The sequence below is a fragment of the Fusicatenibacter faecihominis genome (assembly GCF_020686945.1).
GTDB classification, from domain to species: domain Bacteria; phylum Bacillota; class Clostridia; order Lachnospirales; family Lachnospiraceae; genus Limivivens; species Limivivens faecihominis.
Map to the genome: position 1 here is coordinate 1 of NZ_JAJEPR010000007.1, position 26,939 is coordinate 26,939.

27 protein-coding genes, 7 tRNA genes and 2 riboswitches are annotated in these 26,939 nt (G+C 44.0%); of the genes, 3 read left to right on the forward strand and 31 right to left on the reverse strand.

What is annotated here, in order from left to right:
* Nucleotides 1-461: 461 nt before the first annotated feature.
* The 12 genes from LKD71_RS05745 to LKD71_RS05800 all read right to left on the reverse strand — a co-directional run bounded on the left by LKD71_RS05745 (nucleotide 462) and on the right by LKD71_RS05800 (nucleotide 9,529).
* Entirely contained in the window at nucleotides 462-1,160 is a 699-nt protein-coding gene (locus tag LKD71_RS05745; RefSeq protein WP_055053907.1) for a hypothetical protein, read from the reverse strand.
* A gap of 12 nt (nucleotides 1,161-1,172) precedes the next feature.
* Nucleotides 1,173-2,336, reverse strand: coding sequence for a GmrSD restriction endonuclease domain-containing protein (locus LKD71_RS05750; protein WP_081017107.1), 1,164 nt, complete (start codon nucleotides 2,334-2,336; stop codon nucleotides 1,173-1,175).
* Nucleotides 2,337-2,578: 242 nt separating this feature from the next.
* Nucleotides 2,579-3,523 (reverse strand): helix-turn-helix domain-containing protein, encoded by a 945-nt coding sequence (locus LKD71_RS05755; protein WP_227614700.1) that lies wholly within the window; start codon nucleotides 3,521-3,523, stop codon nucleotides 2,579-2,581.
* Nucleotides 3,524-3,673: 150 nt separating this feature from the next.
* Nucleotides 3,674-3,988, reverse strand: a complete 315-nt coding sequence (locus LKD71_RS05760; protein WP_055053909.1) for a DUF3784 domain-containing protein — start codon at nucleotides 3,986-3,988, stop codon at nucleotides 3,674-3,676.
* 37 nt (nucleotides 3,989-4,025) lie between these two features.
* Complete coding sequence (locus LKD71_RS05765; RefSeq protein ID WP_008373533.1) at nucleotides 4,026-4,217, reverse strand: DUF6019 family protein; 192 nt, start codon at nucleotides 4,215-4,217, stop codon at nucleotides 4,026-4,028.
* A gap of 118 nt (nucleotides 4,218-4,335) precedes the next feature.
* Complete coding sequence (locus LKD71_RS05770; RefSeq protein WP_227614701.1) at nucleotides 4,336-4,710, reverse strand: TnpV protein; 375 nt, start codon at nucleotides 4,708-4,710, stop codon at nucleotides 4,336-4,338.
* A gap of 4 nt (nucleotides 4,711-4,714) precedes the next feature.
* Nucleotides 4,715-6,136 carry a plasmid recombination protein gene (locus tag LKD71_RS05775; protein ID WP_055053911.1) on the reverse strand — a complete coding sequence of 474 codons (1,422 nt, stop codon included), beginning with the start codon at nucleotides 6,134-6,136 and terminating at the stop codon, nucleotides 4,715-4,717.
* 267 nt (nucleotides 6,137-6,403) lie between these two features.
* The gene (locus LKD71_RS05780) at nucleotides 6,404-6,631 is read right to left on the reverse strand and encodes a DUF5348 domain-containing protein (protein ID WP_055053912.1); all 228 of its coding nucleotides are present in this window, start codon (nucleotides 6,629-6,631) and stop codon (nucleotides 6,404-6,406) included.
* 150 nt (nucleotides 6,632-6,781) lie between these two features.
* Nucleotides 6,782-7,003 carry a hypothetical protein gene (locus tag LKD71_RS05785; RefSeq protein ID WP_055053938.1) on the reverse strand — a complete coding sequence of 74 codons (222 nt, stop codon included), beginning with the start codon at nucleotides 7,001-7,003 and terminating at the stop codon, nucleotides 6,782-6,784.
* Nucleotides 7,004-7,129: 126 nt separating this feature from the next.
* Nucleotides 7,130-8,131, reverse strand: a complete 1,002-nt coding sequence (locus tag LKD71_RS05790; RefSeq protein WP_227614702.1) for an AAA family ATPase — start codon at nucleotides 8,129-8,131, stop codon at nucleotides 7,130-7,132.
* A complete protein-coding gene (locus tag LKD71_RS05795) occupies nucleotides 8,103-9,320 on the reverse strand; it encodes a site-specific integrase (RefSeq protein WP_055053914.1) in 1,218 nt (405 codons plus the stop codon). Before LKD71_RS05795 ends, LKD71_RS05790 begins: the two co-directional genes overlap by 29 nt.
* Nucleotides 9,321-9,334: 14 nt before the next feature.
* Nucleotides 9,335-9,529, reverse strand: a complete 195-nt coding sequence (locus tag LKD71_RS05800) for a helix-turn-helix domain-containing protein (protein ID WP_055053915.1) — start codon at nucleotides 9,527-9,529, stop codon at nucleotides 9,335-9,337.
* A 159-nt stretch (nucleotides 9,530-9,688) separates the two neighbouring features.
* Between LKD71_RS05800 and LKD71_RS05805 the strand changes: the two genes are divergently transcribed.
* On the forward strand, nucleotides 9,689-10,303 hold the full coding sequence (locus tag LKD71_RS05805) for a helix-turn-helix domain-containing protein (protein WP_070100139.1): 615 nt from the start codon (nucleotides 9,689-9,691) through the stop codon (nucleotides 10,301-10,303).
* A 201-nt stretch (nucleotides 10,304-10,504) separates the two neighbouring features.
* Here LKD71_RS05805 and tuf read toward each other — a convergent pair whose 3' ends face one another.
* The 8 genes from tuf to LKD71_RS05845 all read right to left on the reverse strand — a co-directional run bounded on the left by tuf (nucleotide 10,505) and on the right by LKD71_RS05845 (nucleotide 20,570).
* Nucleotides 10,505-11,692 carry an elongation factor Tu gene (tuf, locus tag LKD71_RS05810; protein ID WP_227614703.1) on the reverse strand — a complete coding sequence of 396 codons (1,188 nt, stop codon included), beginning with the start codon at nucleotides 11,690-11,692 and terminating at the stop codon, nucleotides 10,505-10,507.
* 115 nt (nucleotides 11,693-11,807) lie between these two features.
* Nucleotides 11,808-13,925, reverse strand: coding sequence for an elongation factor G (gene fusA / locus LKD71_RS05815; protein ID WP_178046397.1), 2,118 nt, complete (start codon nucleotides 13,923-13,925; stop codon nucleotides 11,808-11,810).
* 78 nt (nucleotides 13,926-14,003) lie between these two features.
* Complete coding sequence (rpsG, locus tag LKD71_RS05820; protein WP_178046398.1) at nucleotides 14,004-14,474, reverse strand: 30S ribosomal protein S7; 471 nt, start codon at nucleotides 14,472-14,474, stop codon at nucleotides 14,004-14,006.
* A 187-nt stretch (nucleotides 14,475-14,661) separates the two neighbouring features.
* A complete protein-coding gene (rpsL, locus tag LKD71_RS05825; protein ID WP_117767267.1) occupies nucleotides 14,662-15,084 on the reverse strand; it encodes a 30S ribosomal protein S12 in 423 nt (140 codons plus the stop codon).
* A gap of 176 nt (nucleotides 15,085-15,260) precedes the next feature.
* A complete protein-coding gene (locus LKD71_RS05830) occupies nucleotides 15,261-16,601 on the reverse strand; it encodes a hypothetical protein (RefSeq protein WP_227614704.1) in 1,341 nt (446 codons plus the stop codon).
* A gap of 178 nt (nucleotides 16,602-16,779) precedes the next feature.
* Nucleotides 16,780-17,553 carry a formate/nitrite transporter family protein gene (locus LKD71_RS05835; protein WP_227614705.1) on the reverse strand — a complete coding sequence of 258 codons (774 nt, stop codon included), beginning with the start codon at nucleotides 17,551-17,553 and terminating at the stop codon, nucleotides 16,780-16,782.
* A gap of 254 nt (nucleotides 17,554-17,807) precedes the next feature.
* Complete coding sequence (locus tag LKD71_RS05840) at nucleotides 17,808-19,493, reverse strand: formate--tetrahydrofolate ligase (RefSeq protein ID WP_178046402.1); 1,686 nt, start codon at nucleotides 19,491-19,493, stop codon at nucleotides 17,808-17,810.
* A gap of 137 nt (nucleotides 19,494-19,630) precedes the next feature.
* Nucleotides 19,631-19,722: riboswitch (THF riboswitch) on the reverse strand.
* Nucleotides 19,723-19,812: 90 nt separating this feature from the next.
* Nucleotides 19,813-19,895: riboswitch (ZMP/ZTP riboswitch) on the reverse strand.
* 156 nt (nucleotides 19,896-20,051) lie between these two features.
* Entirely contained in the window at nucleotides 20,052-20,570 is a 519-nt protein-coding gene (locus LKD71_RS05845; protein ID WP_227614706.1) for an HD domain-containing protein, read from the reverse strand.
* Between the two features lie 161 nt (nucleotides 20,571-20,731).
* Between LKD71_RS05845 and LKD71_RS05850 the strand changes: the two genes are divergently transcribed.
* Complete coding sequence (locus tag LKD71_RS05850) at nucleotides 20,732-21,658, forward strand: magnesium transporter CorA family protein (protein WP_227614707.1); 927 nt, start codon at nucleotides 20,732-20,734, stop codon at nucleotides 21,656-21,658.
* A gap of 56 nt (nucleotides 21,659-21,714) precedes the next feature.
* A tRNA-Leu gene (locus LKD71_RS05855) sits at nucleotides 21,715-21,796 on the forward strand.
* Between the two features lie 178 nt (nucleotides 21,797-21,974).
* On the opposite strand, the gene LKD71_RS05860 is transcribed toward LKD71_RS05855, so the two are convergent.
* The 11 genes from LKD71_RS05860 to yfcE all read right to left on the reverse strand — a co-directional run bounded on the left by LKD71_RS05860 (nucleotide 21,975) and on the right by yfcE (nucleotide 26,886).
* Nucleotides 21,975-22,047: transfer RNA gene (locus tag LKD71_RS05860), tRNA-Lys, on the reverse strand.
* Nucleotides 22,048-22,109: 62 nt separating this feature from the next.
* A tRNA-Gln gene (locus LKD71_RS05865) sits at nucleotides 22,110-22,181 on the reverse strand.
* A gap of 9 nt (nucleotides 22,182-22,190) precedes the next feature.
* Nucleotides 22,191-22,264: transfer RNA gene (locus tag LKD71_RS05870), tRNA-His, on the reverse strand.
* Nucleotides 22,265-22,290: 26 nt separating this feature from the next.
* Nucleotides 22,291-22,364, reverse strand: a tRNA-Arg gene (locus LKD71_RS05875).
* 2 nt (nucleotides 22,365-22,366) lie between these two features.
* A tRNA-Gly gene (locus LKD71_RS05880) sits at nucleotides 22,367-22,437 on the reverse strand.
* Between the two features lie 16 nt (nucleotides 22,438-22,453).
* Nucleotides 22,454-22,528, reverse strand: a tRNA-Pro gene (locus LKD71_RS05885).
* 182 nt (nucleotides 22,529-22,710) lie between these two features.
* Nucleotides 22,711-23,190 (reverse strand): metallophosphoesterase family protein, encoded by a 480-nt coding sequence (locus LKD71_RS05890; protein WP_227614708.1) that lies wholly within the window; start codon nucleotides 23,188-23,190, stop codon nucleotides 22,711-22,713.
* Nucleotides 23,187-23,798, reverse strand: coding sequence for an XTP/dITP diphosphatase (locus tag LKD71_RS05895; RefSeq protein WP_178046519.1), 612 nt, complete (start codon nucleotides 23,796-23,798; stop codon nucleotides 23,187-23,189). Before LKD71_RS05895 ends, LKD71_RS05890 begins: the two co-directional genes overlap by 4 nt.
* A 3-nt stretch (nucleotides 23,799-23,801) precedes the next feature.
* Complete coding sequence (locus LKD71_RS05900; protein ID WP_227614709.1) at nucleotides 23,802-25,166, reverse strand: lectin like domain-containing protein; 1,365 nt, start codon at nucleotides 25,164-25,166, stop codon at nucleotides 23,802-23,804.
* Nucleotides 25,163-26,323, reverse strand: coding sequence for a THUMP domain-containing class I SAM-dependent RNA methyltransferase (locus tag LKD71_RS05905; RefSeq protein ID WP_227614710.1), 1,161 nt, complete (start codon nucleotides 26,321-26,323; stop codon nucleotides 25,163-25,165). The genes LKD71_RS05900 and LKD71_RS05905 overlap by 4 nt, the downstream gene beginning before the upstream one ends.
* Entirely contained in the window at nucleotides 26,320-26,886 is a 567-nt protein-coding gene (yfcE, locus tag LKD71_RS05910) for a phosphodiesterase (RefSeq protein WP_178046522.1), read from the reverse strand. The genes LKD71_RS05905 and yfcE overlap by 4 nt, the downstream gene beginning before the upstream one ends.
* Nucleotides 26,887-26,939: the final 53 nt, after the last annotated feature.

Genomic DNA, 26,939 nt, shown 5'->3' on the forward strand with positions numbered 1-26,939 from the left:
GATTTATGCCTTTTTTATTGGCTGAAATATTGAATTTTCAAGGTTCAACACACCGATACGGTGTGGGAAGTTTTAGTCAGTGATTACTCGATGATTGTAGCAACACGTCCTGATCCTACAGTACGTCCACCTTCACGTTTGTGAGGTTCTTAAAATCTCATTATTTTCTATGATTTTCGTGTCTATATTGTCCTGTATTGTGAATTTTCCAAGTTGTATTTTTATTCTTTTCATTTTTTAGTATCAAAATAGTATCACAAAATAAGTAATACATTCAAAACGAAGGATTGGTCTCCCAATCCCTCGAAATTAGTGGCTGGTCTTACGCTATTAGCTGCCCTTCCATTATCTATGATATGCACTAAATAAAAAAAGTAAACTAAACTAGCTTACTTTTTATGTAGCTGGCTTTACGTATATTAAATACAACCCTTCTACGCACTTATTATTCACAGCTGGCTTTACGCTTCTACACTACCCTTCTGTGATTTAAATTTATCATATTTTTCTTGAAAAGTCAATGCTATTTTGTGATCGACATTAAAACATATTATTATACTTTGATTACCTTTTTTCTCGAAATGAAGCTTTGAAGCATCTAACAATTCAGATAATACCTGTACTATATCATTAAAGGTCAGATTTCGAATTTCATCTTTTCCTAACTCTAATTCAATAGAGCCTTTTTCTATTTTTACATTATAATAAACATCATCAAATTTATTGTCAATCCAAAATTGATACATTTTATTTTCAAAAACTTTTTTCTCTGAATAAAATTTCTTATACTCATTCAATCCCTTTTGATTCGACAATTTAAAGTATTCTTCCACCCGCAAAATTACCTTTTCAATTTCCGCCGGTTCCGCACATACTAATTTTTCAGAATTGTAATATCTACTATGTATTTGTTTTTCTGTAACAATATTAATCTTATCAACTCGAGCAATAGAATTAGTTGAAACGATTCTACACCCAAAGCCTTGTCTTTTACATTTTTCCCACCGCTCTTTTGTATACGTCGTTAAGGGTACAACATAATACATTTTTTCTTCTTTTAGCATCCGTACAACCATCGCCGGGTGTACCCCTTTAAATTCGTATTCTTCTGTTCCCCCTAAATCTATTGCATAAATGCATCCATTAATAACCTTCTTCATCCGTATCTCCCTTTATGACTTAATATTTAACAGCTTCTTGAATTCTGTACGTCGTCCAGTATTAGATTGGTTTTTAAAATTAACATTCATATACCACTCACACAATTTATTTTCAACTTCTTTTCCCATATTATCTGGATAATATACAAAATATCCTGTTAAATATGTTATATAATCTATTCTATCTGGTTCTTGCAAATTGTGTTCCTGAATAAACTGAAGTGCTTTATCTAGTGCTTTCAATGTCAATTCAAAGCATCTTTGAATTTCTGAAGGTTTAAGACTACACAACTGGTTCTCTTTTGTATCAGATGGAATAGGAGTATATGCTTCTGTATGTTCCTTACCTGTTATAATTTCATATGCCGAATTTAAAGTAGCAATTGGATAAGAGACCTCTGTTTTTTTAGGGACAAAGAAGTTATAACCATGTTCCAAAAGTCTATCTCTGAAAATATTCGTATATTGCGTATAGATATCAATTCCATGAATTTTCATCTTTGAAAATCTCATTTGTAAAGCACTTACACGACTTCCTGCATTATTTAATACTTCAAACCATTCTATTTGTTCATCTTCTGACAAATCATCTGCTTGATTAATTGTATAATAATAATTTCTAATTTTAGTCCGGCACTGTAATAAAACAGGTAAAACATTTTCTTTTCTTAGGTATTTAGAATTCATAACATACGAATAAAACACGCTATCTTCTTTATTGAGCAGCTTTCCAACTGGAATCTGATATCTTTCTATTGCTCCCTCTACCAGAAGAAATCTTCCTTTTATTAAATCCAAAACTATATTTCGAAAATCCTCACTATCCGTATATGCTTTATAGTTCGTTGTCAGTCTTTGCTGTCCATCTACAATTGAAATTTGAGTTCTACTCATATCCTTAACTATTTCTCTCGTTATAAATGATACTTGTGGCACGTAATCCTGCAGATCATTAATCGCATTAACTGAAAGTGGCGAAACCGGAGCTTTTCCTAATAATTGATAATTTAAAAGAGAAATGCATTTATGCAAATTCCAACTCATGTCTCTCTGATATAACGGTAAAGTTATTTGCTGTTTTTCAATTTGCTGACACATACTTAAAACTGTTAATTTATGCGATTTTTCTGTAGGGTTAAATTCTGCAGCCCTAATTAGTTTCTGATTTATATTCATTTTTCACGTCTCCTTTTCTTCATACTATACTCTATTTATTATTTTGTCAAGCGCAGCGTCCATTATTTTTTTGCTTTTTCCATATTTTATGCTTATTTTAGTTTAGCTGCTCTTTTTTCTCGCTTGTAAATACTTATAAAAACACCGCTTAGCTATATAACTAAGCGGTAAATTCAATATCACTATAATTAAAAAAATAGCACCTATCTCTAAAAATGTCAAAATTTTTATCTCGCAAAACTTTATATATCCCCCGAGAAGTAACCTTTAAGCACCTTTACTGCATTCTCTGCATCATCGGTTTTCACGAATATATCCACACCATATATTCCAAATCCAGGTGCCCCATGCATTGCAACATTCGCACCTGCTTCCTGTGAAAAAGCTGCTATTCCATTTTGCTTTAACATTTCTACGAGTTGTTCTGTCTCTACTATATTCTGTGCATTATAAATTTTTGTCCATTCTGCCTTAGATAGGGAAGTTTCCTTTTTCTCCTGAACATTTGACGAATTCTGGTTTCTTTTTCGATTAATAAGTGCCAAGAGCCTAAGAACAATAAATGCCACAATAGTAATACCAATCAGAAATCCCAATGCTAATTGTGTTACCTGTGTTTCTGTAGCTCCCATTCTAAATAAACATATGCCATAGATGACTGTAAAAATTCCTGCACATATCACACTGGTGAGAAAATCTCTCCATATAGTAGCACTTTTTGGCAAACATTTATCCCATATTCCATTATACACCATAATAGAGGCATACAGGATTCCTCCTACTAAAGCAGTTGCTGTCTCTCCTAAAACCAAGCGAATATCCACCGTTAATAACATCTGAATAATAATCGCTAACACACTAATCACAAACATTGATGCAAATGCAAGATTTCCAGCCTTTAATGCTTTTTGTTTCACCCATTCTTCATACACCGCAACTTTGTCCAATATTTCTTTCATCTCTTTATTCATAGTCTGGCTCCTTTCTCCATCCAGGAGCTCTCTCATCTCAACATCGTAATACTCAGCAAGTTGAACAAGTATACTGAGATCTGGCATATTTATTCCTGTTTCCCATCTGGAAACTGTTCTTGCAGATACTCCAAACTTTTCAGCAAGCTGCTCTTGTGTAAGATTCTTTTCTTTACGACATTGCTTTAAAAAAGCTCCAATCTTTTTTGTATCCATGTCTCTACCTCTCTTCCATTTACAGCTTACCAATATATGCCAAAATTACCACGACATAAAACGAGAATCCGCTAATTTTCAACCGGACATCGTATGTCTAAAACAAATAAACGGTATTTTCACCCCAAAAGCATTCTATTCCTCTATAAATTAACCTTCTCTTTTATGTCTATCAATAAGCAGCATAATAAACATAACAAACCATATCACCCATGCAATTAAACAACCGATTCCTATATGCCAAATATCCATAATCATTCCAGCAATAAAAGGAATTGACATAAACATCATTCTCTTCCCATATGCCTTACACATAGCATTTTCATCATATTTTTTTCGTTCTTCTGCTGATTTCATATTATAACCAGACAAGAATTTGGATGCTTGTCCTTTTGACCTATAAAACCATATTCCAAATAAAAGCATGATCACTGCCATTGTAAAGTCAAAAACAATATAGAACATATAATACTTCCTTTCAGTCGATTCCACAAACTTGAAGTTATTGATCTTCTGAATCCAATCCAAGTTCTTTCAGCTCTTTTTCGTTTTGGATATCTTCAACAGTTTTCTTTCCAGTGATAGCACTGTAGGCTTCTTTGATGCCATTTTTCACTGCCCATTTGATAACGAAATACAGCGCAATCAAAATAACAATTGCGGTTCCTCCACTTATACCTAATTCATTCCACATAATTCAATCCTCCAAATTCCGATTTACCTTCACTTTATTTTACCATAGTGCTTTCTAAAGTGCTATTCTAATATATACAAAAGTGTAAAAGGGCAATCTTATCGACTGTCACTTACAATCACACACATACCAGGTTTTTCAATACAATTTCTTCTGCACTGGCTTTTATATTATTCATTAACCGAGCCCACTTCATCTGATCCTGTGACTTTAATTCTTCTGTTACCCTCTGTTTTTCTGCCATCTGTTCCATAAGCGTTTCCACCTGTTCTCTAGCTTCCTGATCAGCCTGATTCAGATGTTCATTCAGCTTTCCAGTCAATAACAGATACTGATATCTTGCTGATCTGTGTTCTTTTAAGAACTGCTTTCGTAACATTCCATATTTTCCATATGTCGGTTCTGCTTCGCTCAAAACCAGATCCGGCAAATAGTAATCTCCATGCAACGTATAACTCATTCCGTTTTTCTCATCATAAATCTGTTTTTTCATAACATTAAATCTCCAATCCTCTATATTTTGTTTTGTTCTTTTTATGCTGTTGATTTTCCATCTGCCTCTTTTGAGTAGCCCATTCTAACTGTTTCAGAACGCTTCCCTTTGGCATTTGTTCCATTCGACGCTGCTCTTCCAATTCCTTTTGTTCTTTAATATCCTGCTGCACCACATCCTCTACAGCTTCTGTTCCCAGAATACGCACCACTCTGTCATATCTGTCCGAGTTCTCTTGTAAATGTTGATTATCATTTGATAATTTTCCATTTTCTTTACGCACATCATCTAACTGCTTCTGAATATCAACACATTTCTCCGCAGATTTTTGATATTTGTTTTTCCAGCTTTCTACCGTTTTGTTAAGTTCTACAACCTTTCCAGCTAATGCAGCAATCTGATTCTTCATCTTGATAAACAATGGCTTGATTTTATTTTCTCTGTAAGGTACTGCACGTTCAAATGTTCCTGCCTCCGGTAAAAACGTCTTAATCATTCCATATTCTTTTATTTCCTTACTGGCATTATCCATAATCGGCTGCAGCATATCTCGACGCTCTTCCAGACTTTTTAATTCTTTTTCTGCGTCCTCTGCCCTTTTTTCTGCTTCCTGTTTCTCCTTGATTGCCTGTTCCTTGTCCTCCTTTAAAGTCTGGATATCTACTCTGGATTCCGCAATTTGTGCTGTCAGTTCTTCTTTTTCTGCAGTTAGATGCTCTTTCTCCTGCTCCAACTCCTGTACTTCCTTTTTTCGCTCTTTCTTCTTGAAGTTATAAACATCCAAATGTTCCTCATGAGTACCTTTCCGTTCCCATTCAATGCCATGCTGTTTTGCAATCTCTGCCAGGATCTCTTTTTCGTGGTTCATCCACTGGTTCAACTCTGTATCATGTTTATTTCCACCTTGAAATCCAAGACTTTTTAATGCCTGTTTCAACGAAACTCTGGTGTCCATTCCTTTTCCTTTCCAATCAGTCACATAAGGAATAAAATCAATATGTAAATGTGGAGTAGCTTCATCCTGATGTAGATAACACCCAAATACCCGTAGTGTTGGATTCCGTTTTTGGAAGTCTTTTACATACTCATCCAGCACTTTTATAGCCAGATTTCCTTCTGCTGTTCCGACAGCCATATCTTCTCGATTTCCAATTTGAAGAATCACTTCGTGGAACAACTTCTCTTGTTTTCCCTGTCGGATTTTTTCATAGTAATTTGTAATCTGTCTATCTTTTCTTTTCCCGATATTATATCGTTCTACAGCTTCATCAAACAGTTCTTTATAAACTTCTTTTAAATTCTCATTCTGATAGCAAATATTTAGTTGCACTCTGTCTGGATCAACATTTTCTGCTATAAATTCCCTTCTATTATGAGCCAGAGAACCTGTCCCGATCATACCACTAATTGTTCGTTTCAGCTTCATGTTCGTCACCCTACTTTCTAAAACCAGTGCCAGACATGGCACATAAATTTGTATCTTTACCAGCTATAGTATAAAAAGAAATCTTCGCCGGATACGGCGGTTTTGTTACTTTTGTCAAAAGTAACGCAAAAGCACTTTCGACAGCCGTTCCGTCCATCAAAAGTACCCTTGCGCCCTCCGGGGGTGCAGAACAGACCGAAGCGGAGCGAAGACCTATTTTATTCCTCCCGTTAGTCGGTTGGCTTCTGCGTTACTCTCTCGGCTAAATTATTCTGGTATTCTTGCCTGCACATATTCCAGATCTCCACAGTACGGTGTTCCTACCAAATACCATTCTCTTGCTGGATTCATCTCCATTCTTGTCCGTACCCACTTATCATCAACCAACACCTCAAGACCTTCTCCACAGTGAAATCCCGTATCAATCCATAAGTCTGATGCCAACAATCCATATCTGTCATTGCTACTGTTATATCCTAATCTTCCCTGTTTCATTGTATCTTTCTCCCTTCTTCACAACTATCAAATTTACAGTAATCTCACATTCCAGCCATAGTTTTCCGTCTGCACCTTACCAACTTTCTCCTTGTTTACTTCTCACAGGTGCGTGACACGCTCCTGTAAAAAGATAGTCAATAAGAACTGTTACCATCGAAAGCTCTCTTGCATTCCTTTTCTGTCCAGATACTCCTGCCGGAACTTTTCCCGTTCTTCTTCTGTTCGTGCAGTTTTGGATTTACTGTATACCTCACGATTTACCATTGCATCCAGCTTTTTCTCCAGACCTTTTCTTATATCATCTGCTTCCTGTTCCTGATCCAGTAAATGATATTTTATAATCTTTCCAAATAACTCCTCTGGAATCATAACGTTTTTCAAGTTCTCACCTTCTTACAATTTATGTAAGGACGCAACACTGCAATGTCTTTACAGATTGCAACCTTGCATTTAATTCCGCATTTTCTATATACTCTGCAATGTTGCACCCTTAATTTATTCTGGCTTAACTTTATCTAAATCCCAATACCAGGAATTACCGATTCGTCTTGCCTTAATTCCAAGTTCCTTTTTTGCATTTTCCAGTGTTCTTTTAGAAATATTCAACTCTTCTGCCATATCAAAGATTTCACTGCTTTGCACAGAATTTGATGTTTCTGCCAGTTCCCTCAGCATCTTTTTTGCCTGTTCCAGTTTATTTACCTTTGGAGCAATTCCACCAAGCACCTCATCTGCTGTGATTTCATAGTCACCTATCCACTCAAATCCGGTTTCTATCAGGCGAAATGCTTTGGAATGTCCAAATGCAGCCAGATTATTTTTAATCTGAACCACTGCTCTTAAGTCCGGTTCTCCCTCTATTCTTCCTACCAGTAATACGCTTCTGGCTACTGCAAAAAAGTCAATCGAACCCATTCCTCTATATGCAGCTTTATTTCCACCAGCTTTATTCATATGTCCGATTAATAAAATTGCACATTTATACTTTTCTGCCAGCAAGCTCAATCTTTTTGTCATATCCCTTGCTTCATTTGCCCGGTTCATATCCATTGTTCCTCCAAGGTATGCCTGAATCGGATCTAAAATAAGCACTCTCGCACCAGTCCGTTTGATAGCAGTTTCCAGTCTCTCATCTATCATGGAAAGTGATTTTTCTGTTTCATCTATAACCATGATTCTTTCACAGACCGCTTCTGCCAGCTCCAGTCTGGGTTTTACCGTATCTGCCAGCCCATCTTCCGCTGTCTGATAAATAATCTTTACTGGTTCTGTTACTTTCATATCGTTATCCAGACCTTCTCCTTTAGACAATCTCGCTGCAATATTTAATATCAGCGTAGTTTTTCCATCGCCCGGATCACCCTGAATGATCGTTAATTTCCCATAAGGGATAAATGGATACCAGAGCCAGTCCACTGTCTGGGACTGGACATCTGACATCTTTATCATTTTCAATTCTGTTTTATTCTCATTTCTCTGTTCCATAAATTCCTCCATTTTTCAAACTATTCTCGCCAATTATCTGTTGTTCTCTGGAAGAATCCCTGCTATAATCAACTTGTCTAGGGTTGACATTTGTGGATTCGTCCCCATTTGTCACATTGCTCCGGTTGTTCGTACTTCCGGAGCTTTTTATATTTTCATCATCCAGCATATCTGCCACCACTTTCTGCTGATCTGGATATAAGTGCCCATAAGTATTCAATGTAATGCGAATGTCCGTATGTCCAAACCTTTCTTTAATCATCAATGGTTGCACTCCCTTATTAATCAGAAATGCCGCATGACTGTGACGAATGTCGTGTACTCTTATCTTTTTTACTCCGGTCTTTTGAACCACCTGTTTTAACTTATGCTGTACCGCTTCATGAACCATTGGAAAAATCCGTTCATCTTCGGGCAACTCATACAGTCTGCTAATATAGTCCTGAATCTCTTTTTTCAGAAATTCCGGTATGGAAATCGTACGGTTCGATTCTTCTGTTTTGGGAGATGTAATCACGTCCTCTCCATGCATACGGTAGTAAGTTTTATTGATATGAAGTAGATTCCTTTCAAAATCAATGTCAGCAGGTGTAATGCTGAGTGCTTCGCCTTCTCTCGCTCCTGTCCAGAATAATAATTCAAACAGCACATAATATTTGCTTCCCGGTTCTATTCCGGTCATAAACTGCCGATATTCTTCAATTGTCCAAAACTTCATTTTCTTTTTTGAAGTCTTTCCCATACGTTTTACTTTGTCACAGGGATTATCTGCCAGATTGTAAATATTCTTCGCATGATTAAACAATGCCGTCATCTGATTCTGTATTGTTTTCAGATAATCATCTGAATATCCTTTTTCAATAATCGTATTCTGCCACTGGATAATCTCTGCTGGTGTGATACTGTTCATCGGTCTGTCCTTAAAATACGGTAACAGTTGAGCATTCATCGTATCTCTTTTGTTCTTGATACTCCTGTCCTTCAATGACTGAGACTTGTCTCGGAAGTAGACTTCTACAAACTCTCCCATTGTCATATCCATGTCTGCTTTCGCTGTTCTTTTATACTCCGCTTCAAAATTTAATGCTTCTTTCTTAGTGCGGAATCCTCTTTTTACTTTTCGCTTTTTGGCTCCTGTCCAGTCCTCATAATAAAATGAAACATACCAGGTTCCTCTTTCTTCATCTTTGTATGCTGCCATACTTTCTCACCCCCTTACATTGCAATCTGGGAATATCCATAAAATTTCTTTTCCCAGAATGCCCTCGGTATCTTGCCCGCAACGGTTACATATCCCTGATCTGCAAGCTCTTTGTTCAGTTTGCGAAGCAGCTTGTAAGCATATCCAAGTGAAATCCCCATGCTCTCTGCAACTTCTTCCGCTGTAATCATATAGTTCTGTCTCTGCATATCATTTCCTCCTTGTCTATAATTATCATTTTCACTGATACTATATCATTTTAAATAATCATTGTCAATGGTTTTTATCTGTGTGAATGATATTTTTCTATATTGTTGATTTTTATCATTTGTGATATACTAATCATAGCTTTTAAGGAGGTGGATAATATGCAGGAATCATCTATTTCAGAAAAAATAAAAGAGCTACGAACTGATCTGAAGATGAATCAAAAAAACTTTTCCGCAGCTATTGGTATACGTCAGTCAACTTTATCCAGTTATGAAAATGGTGTGGTTACTCCCTCCAATGATGTGTTATTGACTATTGCTCAGAAATTTCATGTCTCACTGGACTGGTTATTTGGATTATCTGAAAATAAAGTACAGATTTCCACTCTCAGCGATATTCTTTGGGTTTTACTGCAGATGAATGAATCCAATGAACTCCGGTATGAACTGGATATAAATAATAAACTTCCCGGTGATATAGAAACAGAAACACAGAAATGGTATGCCGGACTTCGCTTTTATGGAAATGATCCGGAACATTCTTTAAACGCAGATATGTGTAATTTTCTTGCTGATCTGCAGGAGAACAGAGAAAGCCTGGAATCTTATTTCACAGGCAAAGATATGTTTGATATGTGGAAAAAGCAGACGTTGGAATACTACACTTCCAAACCTGTCACCCATAAAGAAATTGAAGAACTGGATTTTGAGACACGAATCCGTAAACGAGATGAACTTTTAACACAGAAATTTTCCAATAACGAACAGAAATAGTATCATAACAGTATCACAGGCAGATATGCGAAGATTTTCATTTTCTTCCTATACCTGCCTGTTTTTAATTTATTCGCTATTCTTTACAGCCTTATTTTAAACTTTTTACACAACAGAAAAACCCCGGAAACCTTGCGGTTCCGGGGTATCTTACGTTTGGACACATGTACCTTGCGGTACTCAATATATATTAATCAGTGATTACTCGATGATTGTAGCAACACGTCCTGATCCTACAGTACGTCCACCTTCACGGATAGCGAAAGTAAGACCCTGCTCCATAGCGATCGGGTGGATCAGCTCGATGGTCATCTCTACGTTATCACCAGGCATGCACATCTCGGTGCCTTCCGGCAGGCTGATAACGCCAGTTACATCGGTGGTACGGAAGTAGAACTGCGGTCTGTAGTTATTGAAGAACGGAGTATGACGGCCACCCTCATCTTTGGTCAGAACGTAAACCTGAGCGGTGAATTTGGTATGGCAGGTAACAGTACCCGGTTTAGCAATAACCTGTCCACGAACGATATCTGTTCTCTGAACACCACGAAGCAGAGCACCGATGTTATCACCAGCCTGTGCCTCATCCAGGAGTTTACGGAACATCTCGATACCGGTTACAACAGTTTTCTTCTTCTCCTCTTTAACGCCAAGGATTTCAACCTCATCGTTCAGATGAAGAACACCACGCTCTACACGACCGGTAGCTACAGTACCACGGCCAGTGATGGTGAATACGTCCTCGACAGGCATAAGGAACGGTTTGTCGGTATCACGCTGCGGATCCGGGATGTAGGAATCTACGGTATCCATAAGCTCCATGATCTTGTCGCCCCACGGACCATTCGGATCTTCCAGAGCTTTCAGAGCTGAACCTCTGATGATCGGGCAATCGTTGAATCCGTACTCTTCCAGCTGCTCGGTAACTTCCATCTCAACCAGCTCAAGGAGCTCCTCATCGTCAACCATATCACATTTGTTCAGGAATACAACGATGTAGGGAACACCTACCTGACGGGAAAGAAGGATGTGCTCTTTAGTCTGAGCCATAACACCATCAGTAGCTGCTACTACAAGGATAGCACCATCCATCTGAGCTGCACCAGTGATCATGTTCTTTACATAGTCAGCATGGCCCGGGCAGTCAACGTGTGCGTAATGTCTGTGCTCGGTCTCGTACTCAACGTGTGCGGTAGAGATGGTGATACCACGCTCTCTCTCTTCCGGAGCTTTATCGATATTCTCGAAATCAGTAGCAGTGTTACCAGCTACTCTAGCAGCAAGTACTTTTGTGATAGCAGCGGTCAGAGTAGTTTTACCATGGTCAACGTGACCAATGGTACCGATATTACAATGCGGTTTTTTTCTGTCAAACTTAGCTTTTGCCATTTTGATTGTCCTCCTTAAAAATCTCGCCTTACGGCATACCTTTAATTTTCTTTATATCAGGCTATCTTAGATTATATTTCAAATCTAAGATATTTGCAAGCCTAATTTTTTTCAATTATTTCGCTTTCGCGCTCAGGACTTTCTCCTGTACAGACTTCGGAACCTGCTCATATTTCTCGAAGAACATGGAGTAGTTACCACGACCCTGGGTCTTGGAACGAAGGTCTGTGGAATATCCGAACATCTCAGCCAGCGGAACATATGCTTTTACGATCTTACCGCCGCCAAGGTCATCCATACCCTCGATACGGCCACGACGGGAGTTCAGGTCACCGATGATATCGCCCATGTATTCCTCAGGCATAGTAACCTCAACCTTCATGATCGGCTCAAGAAGTACCGGAGCACCCTTCTGCATTGCTTCTTTGAATGCCAGAGAACCGGCAATGTGGAATGCCATCTCAGAAGAGTCGACCTCATGGTAAGAACCATCATATACGTTAGCGTGAACACCCAGAACCGGGAATCCGCCAAGGATACCAGCCTTTGTAGCCTCTTCGATACCTTCGCCTACAGCGGGGATGTACTCCTTCGGAATAGCACCGCCGACTACAGTAGACTCAAATTTGAAGGTCTCCTCGCCATTCGGATCCATCGGAGTGAAGATAACTTTACAATGACCGTACTGTCCACGACCACCGGACTGTTTTGCATATTTGCTGTCTACGTTTACTTCCTTGGTAATAGCCTCTTTGTATGCAACCTGCGGTGCACCAACGTTAGCTTCTACCTTGAACTCACGAAGCAGACGGTCAACGATGATCTCCAGATGAAGCTCACCCATACCAGCGATGATGGTCTGACCGGTCTCCTGATCAGTATGAGCACGGAAAGTCGGGTCCTCCTCAGCCAGTTTTGCAAGAGCCTCACCCATCTTACCCTGACCAGCTTTAGTCTTCGGCTCGATAGCCAGCTCGATAACGGGCTCCGGGAACTCCATGGACTCAAGGATTACCGGATGCTGCTCATCACAGATGGTATCACCAGTACCAGAGAACTTAAATCCTACTGCTGCTGCGATATCTCCGGAATAAACTTTATCCAGCTCCTGTCTCTTGTTTGCATGCATCTGAAGGATACGTCCAACACGCTCTTTTTTATCTTTCGTTGCATTCAGAACGTAAGAACCGGAGTTCATGGTTCCGGAATATACACGGAAGAATGCCAGCTTACCAACGAACGGGTCAGCCATGATTTTGAATACCAGAGCGGAGAAGGGCTCTTCATCAGAAGAATGTCTTACAACCTCATTGCCTTCCAGATCGGTACCCTTGATAGACGGGATATCGGTCGGAGCCGGCATGAAGTCCAGAATAGCATCCAGAAGTTTCTGAACACCTTTGTTACGGTAAGCGCTTCCGCAGCAAACCGGAACAGCGGTACACTCACAGGTACCTTTACGAAGAGCGGCTTTCATCTCGTCGACGCTGGGCTCCTCACCCTCAAGATAAGCCATCATGAGGTCGTCATCCAGCTCACAGATCTTCTCTACCATCTCGGTATGATACAGCTCTGCATCGTCTTTCATGTCATCCGGAATCTCTTCAATGGTGATATCCTCACCCTTGTCATCGTTGTAGATGTAAGCTTTCATCTCAAACAGGTCGATGACGCCCTTGAAATCATTCTCTTTACCGATGGGCAGCTCGATGCAGATTGCATTTTTGCCCAGTCTGGTTTTGATCTGCTCAACAGCATTGTAGAAATCTGCACCCATGATATCCATCTTGTTGATGAATGCCATACGGGGAACGTTGTAGGTATCAGCCTGACGCCATACGTTCTCAGACTGCGGCTCTACACCACCCTTTGCACAGAATACACCGACAGCGCCATCCAGTACTCGCAGAGAACGCTCAACCTCTACGGTGAAGTCAACGTGGCCCGGAGTGTCGATGATGTTGATACGATGCTCCAGAGCACCCGGTGCAGGTTTGCACTCGAGCTGATGGGTCCAGTGACAGGTCGTAGCGGCTGAAGTAATGGTAATACCTCTTTCCTGCTCCTGCTCCATCCAGTCCATGGTAGCAGTACCTTCGTGAGTATCACCAATTTTGTAGTTTACACCAGTGTAATACAGGATACGCTCAGTCAGTGTTGTTTTACCAGCATCGATATGAGCCATAATACCAATATTTCTGGTTCTCTCTAAGGGATATTCTCTTCCAGCCAAGGTTTTTTCCTCCTATTTATAATACGCAGAAAAAGCAGCACTGCGGGACGGATGAAGTCCATCCCGCGGCAGATTGGATTAGAATCTGTAGTGCGCGAATGCTTTGTTGGCCTCTGCCATTTTGTGCATGTCTTCTTTTTTCTTCACAGATGCTCCGGTGTTGTTAGCAGCATCCATGATCTCGTTAGCCAGTCTCTCTTCCATGGTCTTCTCGCCTCTCTTACGGGAGTAGGTAGTGATCCAGCGAAGAGCCAGAGCCTGACGTCTGTCAGCTCTTACCTCGATGGGTACCTGGTAGGTAGCTCCACCAATACGTCTTGCTTTAACTTCCAGAACAGGCATGATGTTGTTCATAGCCTCTTCGAATACTTCGATAGCGGGTTTGTCAGTCTTAGCTGCAACACGATCGAATGCTCCGTATACAATTTTCTGTGCGATACCTCTCTTACCGTCTAACATGATGTTATTGATCAGTTTGGTAACCACTTTGTTATTGTATAACGGATCGACTAATACGTCTCTTTTCTGAGTATGTCCTTTACGTGGCACGGTACTTCCCTCCTTAACAATTTACACAGCCTGTACAGACTGCTGATTAATTCATCGGTACTCACAATGTGTCGTTCTATTGTGTTCATGCCAGTATATTCTATCTTTAACCTGCAACCACCTGGTGAATAGAATCCCGGCACTCTCCGCTTACGCGGTAATAGTTCTGTTCGTGAATCGATATTGATTATTTCTTAGCGTCTTTCGGTCTCTTAGCACCGTATTTGGAACGGGCCTGACGTCTCTTAGCAACACCTGCGGTATCGAGAGTACCACGGATGATATGGTAACGGGTACCCGGAAGGTCCTTAACACGGCCTCCACGGATCAGAACCACGCTATGCTCCTGAAGGTTATGTCCTTCACCGGGGATGTAGCTGGTTACTTCGATTCCGTTGGAAAGACGTACTCTGGCGATCTTACGAAGAGCTGAGTTCGGTTTCTTCGGGGTAGCGGTCTTTACTGCAGTACACACGCCACGTTTCTGCGGAGCGGAAGTATCTGTAGTTTTTTTCTTCAGGGAGTTAAATCCTTTCTGAAGTGCGGGTGCAGTAGATTTCTTCTGAGAAGTCTGTCTGCCTTTTCTTACTAACTGGTTAAATGTTGGCATTCCTTTCACCTCCTGTAGTATTGTGGTTGCTTAGGAAAAATTCATATCAGGGCGCAAAAACACTGTTTTTCGCGCACCTAGGTCATTATAAAAGAAGAAAGCCCCCGTGTCAAGGGCTTTCTTCTCATTTTTCCTGTATTTTACAAGGTTTTCACGGTATATAAAGACAGCTGTCGTTATACCACGGAATCAAGAAAACGATAGATCATCCGGTAGGTATCCGGCATATAATGAATGCCGTCCACGGTCTTTCCTTTGTTCTTCACCACATAGTTGTAAGAGCTGATGTAATTCTGCGGAAAAGCCGCTTTGAGGCGGACATTAAACTGGAGGATCTGCTTGTTGGTGACAGAGTAGCCATTCTGCCTTCCGAGGGTCTCATCCACCGGCGTCACAGACTCTGTATAAAAGGAAGCGTTTGGATACTGATTCATGAGTTCTTTATAGAGAGCAATGTAGGCGCTGATGTTTCCCAGATCGTTGATTCCCATACGGAGAACCACTTTTGATTTCGGATAACGCATCAGTACGGTCTTCAGCTCTTCCACAGCGGAAGCAGCCAGCCAGTCGTATCCCATTCCAACCTTTCCTATATAGAGGTCCGTACGGCCCTTGGCCAGCTGATTCAATGCTGACTGTGTGGAGCCTGCTTTCACCAGCGTATCCTCCGTCATGATCTGATAGAGGCCCACGGTCCTTGAATCTCCCACAAAAATCCGCTTCACCTCATTGCTCACATCGGAATCCGGAGGCGTCGCAGGCAGTCCGTCCTCACCGAGGTAGGTATCGCCGACCCAGGCGTTTCTCGTGATCTTTCCCTCTTCATCCAGATAATAGCCATCCTGCCAGGTGTTCGTAAGCTTCTTTCCGTTCTCGCCCACATAGTAGTCTCCCACCCAGCTGTTGGTCACTTTCTTTCCATTAGAGCCAAGGTAGCAGTCATCAACCCAGGCATCCTTCACCCGTACGCCATCCTCGCCCACATAATACTGGCCGACCCAGGCGTTTTTCTTCATTTTTCCATCCGGGCCCAGGCACTTTTCATCCACCCACCAGTTTTTAATCATAGCTCCGTTGTTGTTGGTCTCGCGGAAATAGTATTGTTCCCCTCTCAGCGTCACCCAGCCGGTGATCAGATGGCCATATCCGTACCTGAAAAGGTAAATCCTTCCTTTGATCCACAAAAGGCCTCCCTGATGAAGCGCTCCGGATGCCCGTAAAAAATATTTATTTCCCTGATAAGTAATCCATCCGGTATCGGCATACCCATATCTGTTAAAATGATAAATCCTTGCATTCGTGCTGATCCACTGATTTTTGAGGTAAGTGCCGGAGTTGAGAAGGTATCGTTTCTTTCCTGCCACATCGATCAGCTGTCCTTCCGGAGTCTCCTGTCTGGTCACATCTTTGATGAGATTATAACGTACGGCGGCCTGGCTCTCAGCCGGTATGGTCAGAACGATCAGAAACAGCAGAAAAATCCCTGCCATAAAAAACTTTTTCATTCGCTCTCTCATACTGCTCCTCCTTGTAAAAATCTTCGCGTTTAAATCATTATAACATATTTTCTATCATTTACGCAACCTTTTTGTAATATTTATGTAACAACTTATTTTAACGAGGTTAGCAGAGCACAAAAAATACAGACAGTCCACAGGATTTTTCCCATGTTCTGTCTGTACTCTTTCTTATTTTTTATGCTTCTGTTTTTTTGGAAATCAGATAATAGGGCAGAGCCACGAAGACAACGCCGCCGATCATATTTCCGATGGTAACGCAGACGAGGTTGTAAATATAACCGCCGATGGTCAGGGTTCCGCTCGTGGAATTCATCATTCCGACTGCCATGGTTGTCATATTTGCGATGCTGTGCTCAAAGCCGCAGAGCATGAAGGTAAGGATACACCACATAATCATGATGAGCTTTCCGGCCTCGCTTTTCAGCTTAATGCTGCACCATACGGCGATACATACCAGAGTGTTGCAGAGCAGACCTTTCAGTACGAGATTGATGGCCTGCGCGGTCATCTTCTTCTCTGCTGCCGCTGCAAAAAGCTGCCCGACGGTTCCGGAAGCAGCTCCGCTGGCCTGGAAAATAAAGGCTGCGATCAGGCTTCCCACCAGGTTTCCAAGATAACATACCACCCAGATCTTCACCACATCGCTCCATTTCATCTTTTTGGCAAAAGCCGCAGAGGAAAGGATGAAGTTATTTCCGGTGAAAAGATCAGCTCCTGCCATCAATACCATACTCAGTGCGGCACTGAAGGTCATAGAGTTCATAAATTTCTGCATGGGATCCTGTGCATCCGCAAAAGGAGCCGCAGCTGCGTTGCTGATGAAAGCACCAAAGGCAATAAACATACCAGCAACCATGGCAGATACAAAATATCCCAGCGGGTTTTTCTTAAATAAATTCGTTTTCGCTTTGGCAGCGTTACAGACTGCCTCAAATGCATCCTGATACATATTCCTACCTCCTGTATTTGGGATATGCAGAATGCCTTTTTTCTGCCGCGGATCAGCGGAATTTTTTTGTCTGATCCGCAGACATTCCGCATACCTGAATCAAAAAAACACCAGCCATACTCGGAAAAACAGCAGCATGGACAAATGGTTACAAAAATAGCATGAGAAACAATGCGGGCCCAGAGCTCTCATGCTATTTCCTAAGCTCTCCGCCCAAAATCGAGCGGAGAACTCCTGATTTTAAATTTTTCTGATTAGAACAGTCCTGTGATCTTACCGGTCTCGTCTACATCAATTCTCTCAGCAGCCGGAACTTTCGGCAGACCAGGCATGGTCATGATATCACCGGTCAGAGCTACGATGAAGCCTGCACCAGCGGAGATCTTCAGGTTACGAACGGTAACTTCAAAGTCAGTCGGAGCACCCAGTTTTGTCGGGTCGTCTGTCAGGCTGTACTGAGTCTTAGCTACACAGATCGGGCAGTTGCCGAAGCCCTGAGCTTCCAGCTGAGCAGCCTGTTTCTTAGCGTTAGCAGTCAGAACAACTCTCTTACCGCCGTATACTTTCTGAACGATCTGGTTCAGTTTATCCTCGATGCTTCCTTCCAGCTCGTAGGAGTAGGTGAAGTCGTTCGGCTCCTCTACCAGACGGATAACTTCCTCTGCCAGAGCGATACCGCCCTCGCCGCCTTTTGCCCAAACCTCGGACAGAGCAACGTTTACACCCAGCTCTTTACATTTAGCCTCTACCAGATCCAGCTCGGCTTTGGTATCGGTCGGGAATGCATTGATAGCAACTACGCAAGGCAGTTTGTATACATTTTTGATGTTGTTTACATGTTTCAGAAGGTTCGGAAGTCCTTTCTCCAGAGCCTCCAGGTTCTCCTGGTTCAAGTCAGCCTTCGGAACGCCGCCGTTGTATTTCAGAGCACGAACAGTAGCTACGATAACAACTGCGTTGGGTTTCAGACCTGCCATACGGCATTTGATATCCAGGAATTTCTCTGCACCAAGGTCTGCACCGAAACCAGCCTCTGTGATGGCATAGTCAGCAAGACGAAGAGCCATCTTCGTAGCGGTTACGGAGTTACAGCCGTGTGCGATATTTGCGAAGGGACCGCCGTGTACGATTGCCGGTACATGCTCCAGAGTCTGAACCAGGTTCGGTTTCAGAGCGTCTTTCAGAAGAGCTGCCATAGCGCCCTGTGCGTGCAGGTCTGCTGCGGTAACCGGTTTCTGCTCAGACGGTTTTCCATATGTATATCCAATGATAATTCTTCCAAGTCTTTCTTTCAGGTCCGTAATGTCTTTTGCAAGGCAGAGAACAGCCATGATCTCGGATGCAACGGTGATATCGTAGCCATCCTCTCTCGGCATGCCATTTGTTCTTCCGCCAAGACCATCTACTACGTTACGAAGCTGACGGTCGTTCATATCTACGCATCTTCTCCAGGTGATCTTTCTCGGATCAATGTTCAGAGCATTGCCCTGGAAAATGTGGTTGTCGATCATTGCTGCCAGCAGGTTGTTTGCCGCGCCGATCGCATGGAAATCACCGGTGAAGTGCAGGTTGATGTCCTCCATGGGAACTACCTGGGCATATCCGCCGCCTGCTGCTCCGCCTTTTACTCCGAATACAGGTCCGAGGGACGGCTCACGAAGAGCTACCATTACGTTCTTGCCAAGCTTCTGCATAGCATCTGCCAGACCTACGGTAGTAGTGGTTTTTCCTTCTCCTGCGGGTGTCGGGTTGATAGCGGTAACCAGGATCAGCTTGCCATCCTTGCCCTCTGTCTCTCTTAACAGGTTGTAGTCGATTTTTGCCTTGTAATTACCATACTGCTCCAGATATTTCGGATCGATACCTGCTTTCTCTGCAATAGCGGTAATCGGCTCCATGACAGTTTCCTGTGCGATCTCAATGTCTGATTTGTAACCCATGATATAATATCTCCTTTCAATAATTAAATATCCGCTTTTTTAATTAAATTCAGGCGCCATGCGACTTCCATACACTGGAAGCATCTCTCATGACTCCGTCCGTATCTCACATACGGCTCAAGAGTGAAAAATTTCGCAGTAGCGGAAGCGATATTATAACGCGGCTGAACCTTCGTTCGCAGGAAGTCTTCCCCTCCTGTGACACTTAACGTATAACATCTACTCTACTTGGGTAAAATTTAATATTCCACTTCAACTGGCGTCCAGCCCGGCGGATTTTCCGGACCTTATCGCGAAAAAAAGCAACACTCCCGTGATGGAATGCTGCCCAGACGGTCGACCCTTTATAATTCTGATTCCCCTGTGGTACTCCACAATCATCCGTCAGTAATCAGAACTTCTTCATATGATGGCATCAGTATACACCACATTTTTCCTTTTGTCAATACTTTAACAAAAATTTGCACTGCTTTTTACGCGTTTTTTTCTTTCTCCTTTGTCTATTTTCGACAGTTTCCTTTTACAGTACCTTCCACTTTCCTGCATAATGCCCTGTAATCATTTGGCATTGGCTGCGCGGGTTTTGAGATGGTAGAGAAGCCAGTCCACCCGGTCCCGGTGGAAAGTTTCATACGAGGAACAGATCTTATCAGCCAGGCAGACCAGATAGCTCTCCCGATAGGCCGGAGGAACCGGTGTCAGAGGAAACATATGACGTTTGATGATATCTTTTTCCACGGGCGTGAGGTCAAAGATCTGCTCCGCATTCTTCAAGGCTCTGGCCGGATGGGTGAAGCCGTGGAGCCGGTGGTCCTTTGACTTTTCATGCCAGTCATAGAGAAAATAATCGTGAAGAAGGGCTCCCCGGATCATCTCTCTGGTCCGGACTTTCAGGTGCATCTTCTCTGCCAGATAACAGCTGAAATAAGCCACGGCCAGACTGTGCCGGTAGACGCTGGTCACACCATGCTGGAGATACTGGTCCGTCTCCTGAAGTCTGGATTCTTTTTTTACCTCTTTTAAGATCCTGAAAAACTCCTCTTCGTTTTTCAGGCAGATTTCTTTCTTTTCGGACAATCTACATTCCTGCCTTTCTTAAGCAGTCAACAGTTTCTGAAATCAGTATAAATACCTGTTTCTTCCTTTGTCAAGAGATGACACAGAATCTTCATGAAATCTTATGGACTTTCTATGAAAATGTGGTAGGATAAAAATATTATTTTTACAGGAGGCAGAGTATGATCCGATATGTTTTTGATATGGAACGCGGCCAGCTCCGGCCGGCGAAAGAAAATGACAGCCAGACGCTCCCGGCAAGCTGGGAAGTCCTGCTTATGGACGAGAAAGAATTCAGCGATCTTTCCGGGGACTATCCCCACCGGAAAACGTTAAAAAGAAGCCTCTCACCTGTCCAGTACTGTAAAATCGAAACTTTTTCCGATTGCATCCAGGGAACCATGAAGATCCCCGTAAAACAGGAGAACACTTCTCTGCTGCTTTTTGGTTTTTATCAGAAAGACCAGACGCTGATTCTCATCACAGAGACCGGCGAACTTAAATCTTATCTGGATCGGATGCGAAAAGATTCCACAAAGGGCTGTACCCTGAATCAGTTTCTCCTGAATTTCTTTGAACTCCTCATTGAGGAGGATGTTCTCTATCTTCAGAAATTTGAAGAACGGCTGAATCAGGTAGAAGAAATGCTTCTTTCCAGACAGCCTCAGCATTTCAATGAAGAGCTCCTCCGATATCGGAAAAAGCTCTCCGGACTTCACTCTTACTATGAACAGCTGATGAATATGGGAGATCTCATGCAGGCAAATATCAGTCAGGCCCTGACCCGGGAGGAATGTGCCGGCTGGCAGCTATATGCCGGACGAAGCGAGCGCCTCCATGACCATGTGGAAATGCTCCGGGAATATCTCCTGCAGCTGAGGGAACTGTACCAGTCCCAGATTGAAGTCCAGCAAAACCGCGTCATGAGTATCCTGACCGTTGTTACCACCATTTTCCTTCCCCTGACCCTGATCGCAGGCTGGTATGGCATGAATTTTCCCGGCATGCCGGAATTTGGCTGGAAATATGGGTATCCAACCGTCATCTTCATCAGTATCCTAATTATCGTTCTGGAGATTCTCTATTTCAAGAAGAAAAAGCTGCTGTAAACGGCCCGTTGGAAGAGTTGACAGGCCGCCGCCTTCCGGGTATAATGAATGGGTCGGCGGCCATGGCGGAATTGGCAGACGCGCAGGATTTAGGTTCCTGTATCGAAAGATGTGTGGGTTCAAGTCCCACTGGCCGCATAAATAGAAAACAGCTTTCAGCAGATTGGGTTCTGTTGGAAGCTCTTAAAAACAGGACTTTTCGCCATGCAGACGTCTTCTAAAATCATGTGCAACAAAAAGAAACTTTTAACTCGTTAATACACGCAAAAACAGCGGAAACCCGCATAACTGCTGAGTTTCCGCCACTTTCAAAGAGTGAGGCATCGGGGATTCGAACCCCGGACAACTTGATTAAAAGTCAAGTGCTCTACCGACTGAGCTAATACCCCATATTCAATTTATATAAGAAAGGACTTCTTTTTTCTTCTGCCCCAACTGGCTTATCGCCTAGCTGGGCTAGCCGGATTCGAACCGGCGAATGCAGGAGTCAAAGTCCTGTGCCTTACCGCTTGGCGATAGCCCAAAAAGAAAGGGTGGATATAGGGATTCGAACCCTAGGCCTCCAGAGCCACAATCTGGCGCGCTAACCAACTGCGCTATATCCACCATATTCCTTGCACAGGTCGTGCAAACGAGCCTGAAGGGATTCGAACCCCCGACCCACGGCTTAGAAGGCCGTTGCTCTATCCAACTGAGCTACAGACTCAAAGCGGGTGATGGGAATCGAACCCACGTATCCAGCTTGGAAGGCTGGTGTTCTACCATTGAACTACACCCGCAAGTGTTAAAATTTAGTCGGGGTGACAGGATTCGAACCTGCGGCCTCCTGGTCCCAAACCAGGCGCTCTAGCCAAGCTGAGCCACACCCCGTTCTTGGCGCTCTTGTCCTGCGTCTTTTCCCTGACGCAAGACATATTATATTATAAGGTCTCTTAAATGTCAACACCTTTTTTTAAAAAATTTTCAAAGTTTTTCAAACTATTAGAACTATGCGAAAATTCAACATTTTCCGCCCGGCAACAGGGCTGTTTTCCCGCCGCCGGACAGCTTTTTTAAAGATACTTCTGGGTGTAATGGGCTTCCCCCGCCTCATCGATGTCCATGATCATGTAGCTTGGCCGCCGTCCTTCCTGCCGGGGATAGGACAGACTTCCGGGATTCAGGATCGTGACGCCGTCCTTCGTCTCCAGATAAGGCTTGTGGGTGTGGCCGAACATCGCCACCTGATAGCCCCGGGCCACAGCCTGCCGCCGGAGCTCCTCCACGCCCAGGGACACATAGTAATAATGGCCGTGGGTGATGAGCACCTTATATTTTCCCAGGGTGATCTCCCGCTCTCTCGGAAGAGAGCAAAAGAAATCATTATTTCCGCTGACCAGATAAACGGGACATTTCACATGGGTGCTGATAAAATCCTCTCCGCCCTCCAGATCTCCCAGATGGATCAGAGCGTCGATGGGTTCTTCTTTTTTCAGGACCTCTTCCAGGTTCTTTTCCTGACCGTGGGTATCGCTGACGATGAGTATCTTCATCTTTTTTCCTCCTCAAGGAAGGGGCGAAGCTCTTCTTTGATGGCTTCCAGGGCTTTGCCTCTGTGGCTCAGTTTGTTCTTTGTCTCGGGATCCAGCTCTGCGGTAGAGCAGCCGTACTCCGGCAGATAGAAAATCGGATCGTAGCCGAAACCGTTGGCCCCTCTCTCCTCATAGCCGATCCGGCCTTCGATGGTTCCGCGGCTTCTCAAGATTTTTCCGCCGGGCAGGGCTGCGGAGATGGCACAGACGAACCGGGCGGTCCTTTTTTCATCTGGAACCCCGTTTAAGCGCTCGATGAGGTTCGCATTCTTGATCCGGTAGGAGGTGTCCTCGCCCATATAGCGGGCTGAATAGATGCCCGGCTCTCCGTTCAGGGCGTCGATCTCCAGACCGGAATCATCGGCAAGAACGATATCCCCGGGAGAAAGCTTCTGAATAGCCGTGGCCTTGATATCCGCATTTTCCGCAAAGCTTTTTCCATTTTCCTCCACATCGATCTGAAGGCCCGCCTCTTTCATGGAGAGGACCGACACCTGAAGATCCGCCAGAATCATGCGGATCTCTTTCATTTTTCCTTCATTTCCTGTTGCAAAAACAATTCGTTTCATTTTTTATCCTTCCTTATCTGTATAGGCTTTCAGACAGATGTTGCAGCTGTATTCTGTCTCCGTCCGCGTCCACTGATAGCCCTTCATACTGATATAGCCCTCCCCGTCGGAAAGGTCCACAGTCTCCGTGTATTCGTCCGCTTTGTATTCGGTTGCTGCTGGATAACTTTCCCCCGGCGTCCGCACCTTCACGGCCACGGCAAAGCGCTGCCCCTCACTCAAAGACACTGGCTCGTTAAGATCGATCGTGTAAAAACCTGCATGGACAAGCGTTCCGGTCTGCACCGGTGAAAAGGCCGAGAGCGAGAGTTCATTCTGAAATTCATCCACAATAGCGATCTCATATTCCGTATTCTCCCCCACGGCGTAAAAACCTACAGCTTTCAGCTCTTCTGCCCCGCGGCTCGTATAGACGTTGGCAAAATAGCAGCTGTCGGTCCCGTAGCCCAGCTGACCCACCCAGCCTAAAAGGTCCGACTGATAGACCGAATCGTAATTATCCGGCTCTTCCACCCTTGAATAGGCCAGCGCATAGCCCGCGATATTGGGATCCTCATAGGAAACGTAAAAGATTCCGTTTTCCCCATAAGAGGTTCCCCAGCTGTTCTGACAGATATAGGCCCCGTTTCCCTTGACATTGTAGGTAAAACCGGAAGCCGGAAAATTGTCGTCCCAGCCGATGATGAGAATATCATGATTCGGCGCTTCCTCCTTCGGGTAACAGTAAGAAGCCGTTCTTTCATTATAATAAACGGAACTGTAATCCGACTGCACATCCATATATAGAGAGGTCTGAACCGCCCCATGGGCCTGAACCACTTCCTTGATAGAGGCACGGTCCCTCAAAATCTGAATTTCCTGCACATGCTTCCTGGGACTTAAGCCTTCCGGCGAGTAGCCGTCCCCGTAAGGATCTTCCTCCGCCAGCACGGGTCCCTTCCAGGCCGTGAGGTAAGCCATCGTCATCGTGTAGGCCCCGCCGTCATCCTGGCTTTTCGCATAACCGTTCTGCAGCGACAGATGATCCGCCGAAAAACGAAGGTGCTCCTCAGGGAGCAGCGACGCCTCCAATGCGGAGACAGCCGCCACCGCCCAGCAGGTACCAAGGCTTCCCTGGTTCCGTACGTCAGGCGCCCGGCCGTAATCTCTGGAATCGTAGCGCGCCGGAAAGGAGAGTGTTTTTTGCGCTTCCGTTTCTTCCTGCCTCTCCTCCGTCAGAAGAGCGGCAGGATTTTCCGTCGTGGTAAAGACCTGCTCCTTCACTTCTCGGATCAGTCGGTCCGCCTGGGGCCGGTATAAGGTATAAACCAGATAAACGCCCAGGCAGAGGATCGCCAGCCGCAAAATTCCTTCTAACTTTTTGATCAAGCGTTCTCCTCTTGTTTCCGTTTCGGAGGTCTCGGCCCCAGAAACTGATAGAAATAGGTTTTCATCATACCATTATAAATCTTGCGGTTCTTGTCCGCTTTTCTTCCGATGTATTTCTCCGCGTCCTCATAGGCCGTGATCACATACTCGGACCAGGAATCGAGGCGGCGGAAGGCGTCGCCCATCTCCTTATAGAGAGCAGGAAGGTTCTTTTTCTCCTCCAGACGCTCGCCGTAGGGCGGATTTGTGATGACAAAGCCGTACTTTTTCGGATGGGAAAGCTCGGACACCGGGCGCTGTTGGAAATGGATCAGATGATCCACACCGGCCATTTTAGCGTTGGCCCGGGCCGCCTTGATGATCTCGCCGTCGATGTCGTAACCCTGAATATCGGTCTCCACTGACAAATCCACAAGATCGGCTGCTTCCTCTTTCGCATCCTGGAAATGACGGATCGGAATAAGATTTTCCCATTTTTCCGCCAGGAAATGACGTTTCATGCCCGGAGCCATGTTTGCTGCCAACATAGCCGCCTCGATGGGAAAAGTGCCGCTTCCGCAGAAGGGATCCACCAGAATCCGGTCTTTTTTCCAGGGGGTGAAAAGAATCAGCGCGGAGGCCAGCGTCTCCGTGATCGGAGCCGGAGCCGTCATCTGGCGGTAGCCTCTCTTATGAAGAGAAACGCCGCTCGTGTCCAGACCGATAAGAACCTCGTCCTTCAAAATCGAAACGCGGATCGGATATTCCGCCCCGGTCTCCTCGAAACGCTCCCGGTGATAAACGGTCTTCAGGCGCTCCACCATCGCTTTTTTCATGATGGACTGGATATCGGAAGGGCTGAAAAGCTTACTCTTGATGGAGTTGGCCTTTGCCACCCAGAATTTTCCGTCCTCGGGAATAAAATCCTCCCAGGGCAGGGCCTTGGTTCCCTCGAAAAGTTCGTCGAAGGTTTCCGCGTGGATTTTTCCCACTTTGATCAGGATACGCTCCGTGGTACGGAGAAAGACGTTGGCGTAGGCCACCGCCTCCAGATCTCCCAGAAAGGTCACTCTGCCATCCTCCACCTGGCTGATCTCATAGCCCAGATCCAGGATTTCCCGTTTCAGCACGGCCTCCATTCCAAAATGACAGGGTGCTACCAGTTCAATCATTTTCATGCTTTTTCTGTTCCTTTCTCATTCAGATCCAGAGTCTTCACGATCTCGCCCTCAAAGCCCTTGATAGTAAAAATGCCGTCCTCCAGAATCGCATAGGTCGGGATGTTGCCCTCCTTGGGGATGGAAACGGAGCCCGGATTTAAGAGGGTGTAGCCTTCCCGGCGCTCGGCTTTCAGCACATGGGTATGGCCGTGGATCAGCACATCACCCTCACTCAGCGGCGGCAGATTGTTTTCATTATAGATATGGCCGTGGGTGGCGTAAATCGCTTTTCCGTCAGCCAGGATCACGCAGTAGTCTGCCATCACCGGAAAATTCAGAACCATCTGATCGACTTCCGCCTCACAGTTTCCCCGTACGGCATAGATCTTGTCTTTCATGGGATTTAAAAGAGCAATGACCTCCTTGGGCGCATATTCCTTTGGCAGGTCATTGCGCGGTCCGTGGTATAAAATATCTCCAAGCAGAACCAGACGCTCTGCCTTCTCTTCCTGAAACGCCTCCAGCATTTTTCTGCAGTAATAAGCGGAGCCGTGGATATCGGATGCAAACATAAGCTTCATAATAAGCCTATCCTCCTGTTCTTTACTTCTCTTGTTTCTTGTTTCTCTTCTAT

Bases quoted from the DNA above. Each gene is read 5' to 3' on its own strand.
- LKD71_RS05760 (WP_055053909.1), bottom strand. From the start codon at position 3,988: ATGTTCTATATTGTTTTTGACTTTACAATGGCAGTGATCATGCTTTTA.
- LKD71_RS05895 (WP_178046519.1), bottom strand. From the start codon at position 23,798: ATGAAACGAATTGTTTTTGCAACAGGAAATGAAGGAAAAATGAAAGAG.
- LKD71_RS05890 (WP_227614708.1), bottom strand. From the start codon at position 23,190: ATGAAGATACTCATCGTCAGCGATACCCACGGTCAGGAAAAGAACCTG.
- LKD71_RS05780 (WP_055053912.1), bottom strand. From the start codon at position 6,631: ATGAAACAGGGAAGATTAGGATATAACAGTAGCAATGACAGATATGGA.
- LKD71_RS05770 (WP_227614701.1), bottom strand. From the start codon at position 4,710: ATGAAAAAACAGATTTATGATGAGAAAAACGGAATGAGTTATACGTTG.
- LKD71_RS05790 (WP_227614702.1), bottom strand. From the start codon at position 8,131: ATGGAGGAATTTATGGAACAGAGAAATGAGAATAAAACAGAATTGAAA.
- LKD71_RS05795 (WP_055053914.1), bottom strand. From the start codon at position 9,320: ATGGCAGCATACAAAGATGAAGAAAGAGGAACCTGGTATGTTTCATTT.
- LKD71_RS05765 (WP_008373533.1), bottom strand. From the start codon at position 4,217: ATGTGGAATGAATTAGGTATAAGTGGAGGAACCGCAATTGTTATTTTG.
- LKD71_RS05785 (WP_055053938.1), bottom strand. From the start codon at position 7,003: ATGATTCCAGAGGAGTTATTTGGAAAGATTATAAAATATCATTTACTG.
- LKD71_RS05750 (WP_081017107.1), bottom strand. From the start codon at position 2,336: ATGAATATAAATCAGAAACTAATTAGGGCTGCAGAATTTAACCCTACA.
- LKD71_RS05805 (WP_070100139.1), top strand. From the start codon at position 9,689: ATGCAGGAATCATCTATTTCAGAAAAAATAAAAGAGCTACGAACTGAT.
- LKD71_RS05840 (WP_178046402.1), bottom strand. From the start codon at position 19,493: ATGGGTTACAAATCAGACATTGAGATCGCACAGGAAACTGTCATGGAG.
- LKD71_RS05850 (WP_227614707.1), top strand. From the start codon at position 20,732: ATGATCCGATATGTTTTTGATATGGAACGCGGCCAGCTCCGGCCGGCG.
- LKD71_RS05775 (WP_055053911.1), bottom strand. From the start codon at position 6,136: ATGAAGCTGAAACGAACAATTAGTGGTATGATCGGGACAGGTTCTCTG.
- rpsL (WP_117767267.1), bottom strand. From the start codon at position 15,084: ATGCCAACATTTAACCAGTTAGTAAGAAAAGGCAGACAGACTTCTCAG.
- LKD71_RS05745 (WP_055053907.1), bottom strand. From the start codon at position 1,160: ATGAAGAAGGTTATTAATGGATGCATTTATGCAATAGATTTAGGGGGA.
- LKD71_RS05830 (WP_227614704.1), bottom strand. From the start codon at position 16,601: ATGAGAGAGCGAATGAAAAAGTTTTTTATGGCAGGGATTTTTCTGCTG.
- tuf (WP_227614703.1), bottom strand. From the start codon at position 11,692: ATGGCAAAAGCTAAGTTTGACAGAAAAAAACCGCATTGTAATATCGGT.
- LKD71_RS05755 (WP_227614700.1), bottom strand. From the start codon at position 3,523: ATGGATACAAAAAAGATTGGAGCTTTTTTAAAGCAATGTCGTAAAGAA.
- LKD71_RS05835 (WP_227614705.1), bottom strand. From the start codon at position 17,553: ATGTATCAGGATGCATTTGAGGCAGTCTGTAACGCTGCCAAAGCGAAA.
- LKD71_RS05800 (WP_055053915.1), bottom strand. From the start codon at position 9,529: ATGCAGAGACAGAACTATATGATTACAGCGGAAGAAGTTGCAGAGAGC.
- LKD71_RS05905 (WP_227614710.1), bottom strand. From the start codon at position 26,323: ATGAAAATGATTGAACTGGTAGCACCCTGTCATTTTGGAATGGAGGCC.
- yfcE (WP_178046522.1), bottom strand. From the start codon at position 26,886: ATGAAGCTTATGTTTGCATCCGATATCCACGGCTCCGCTTATTACTGC.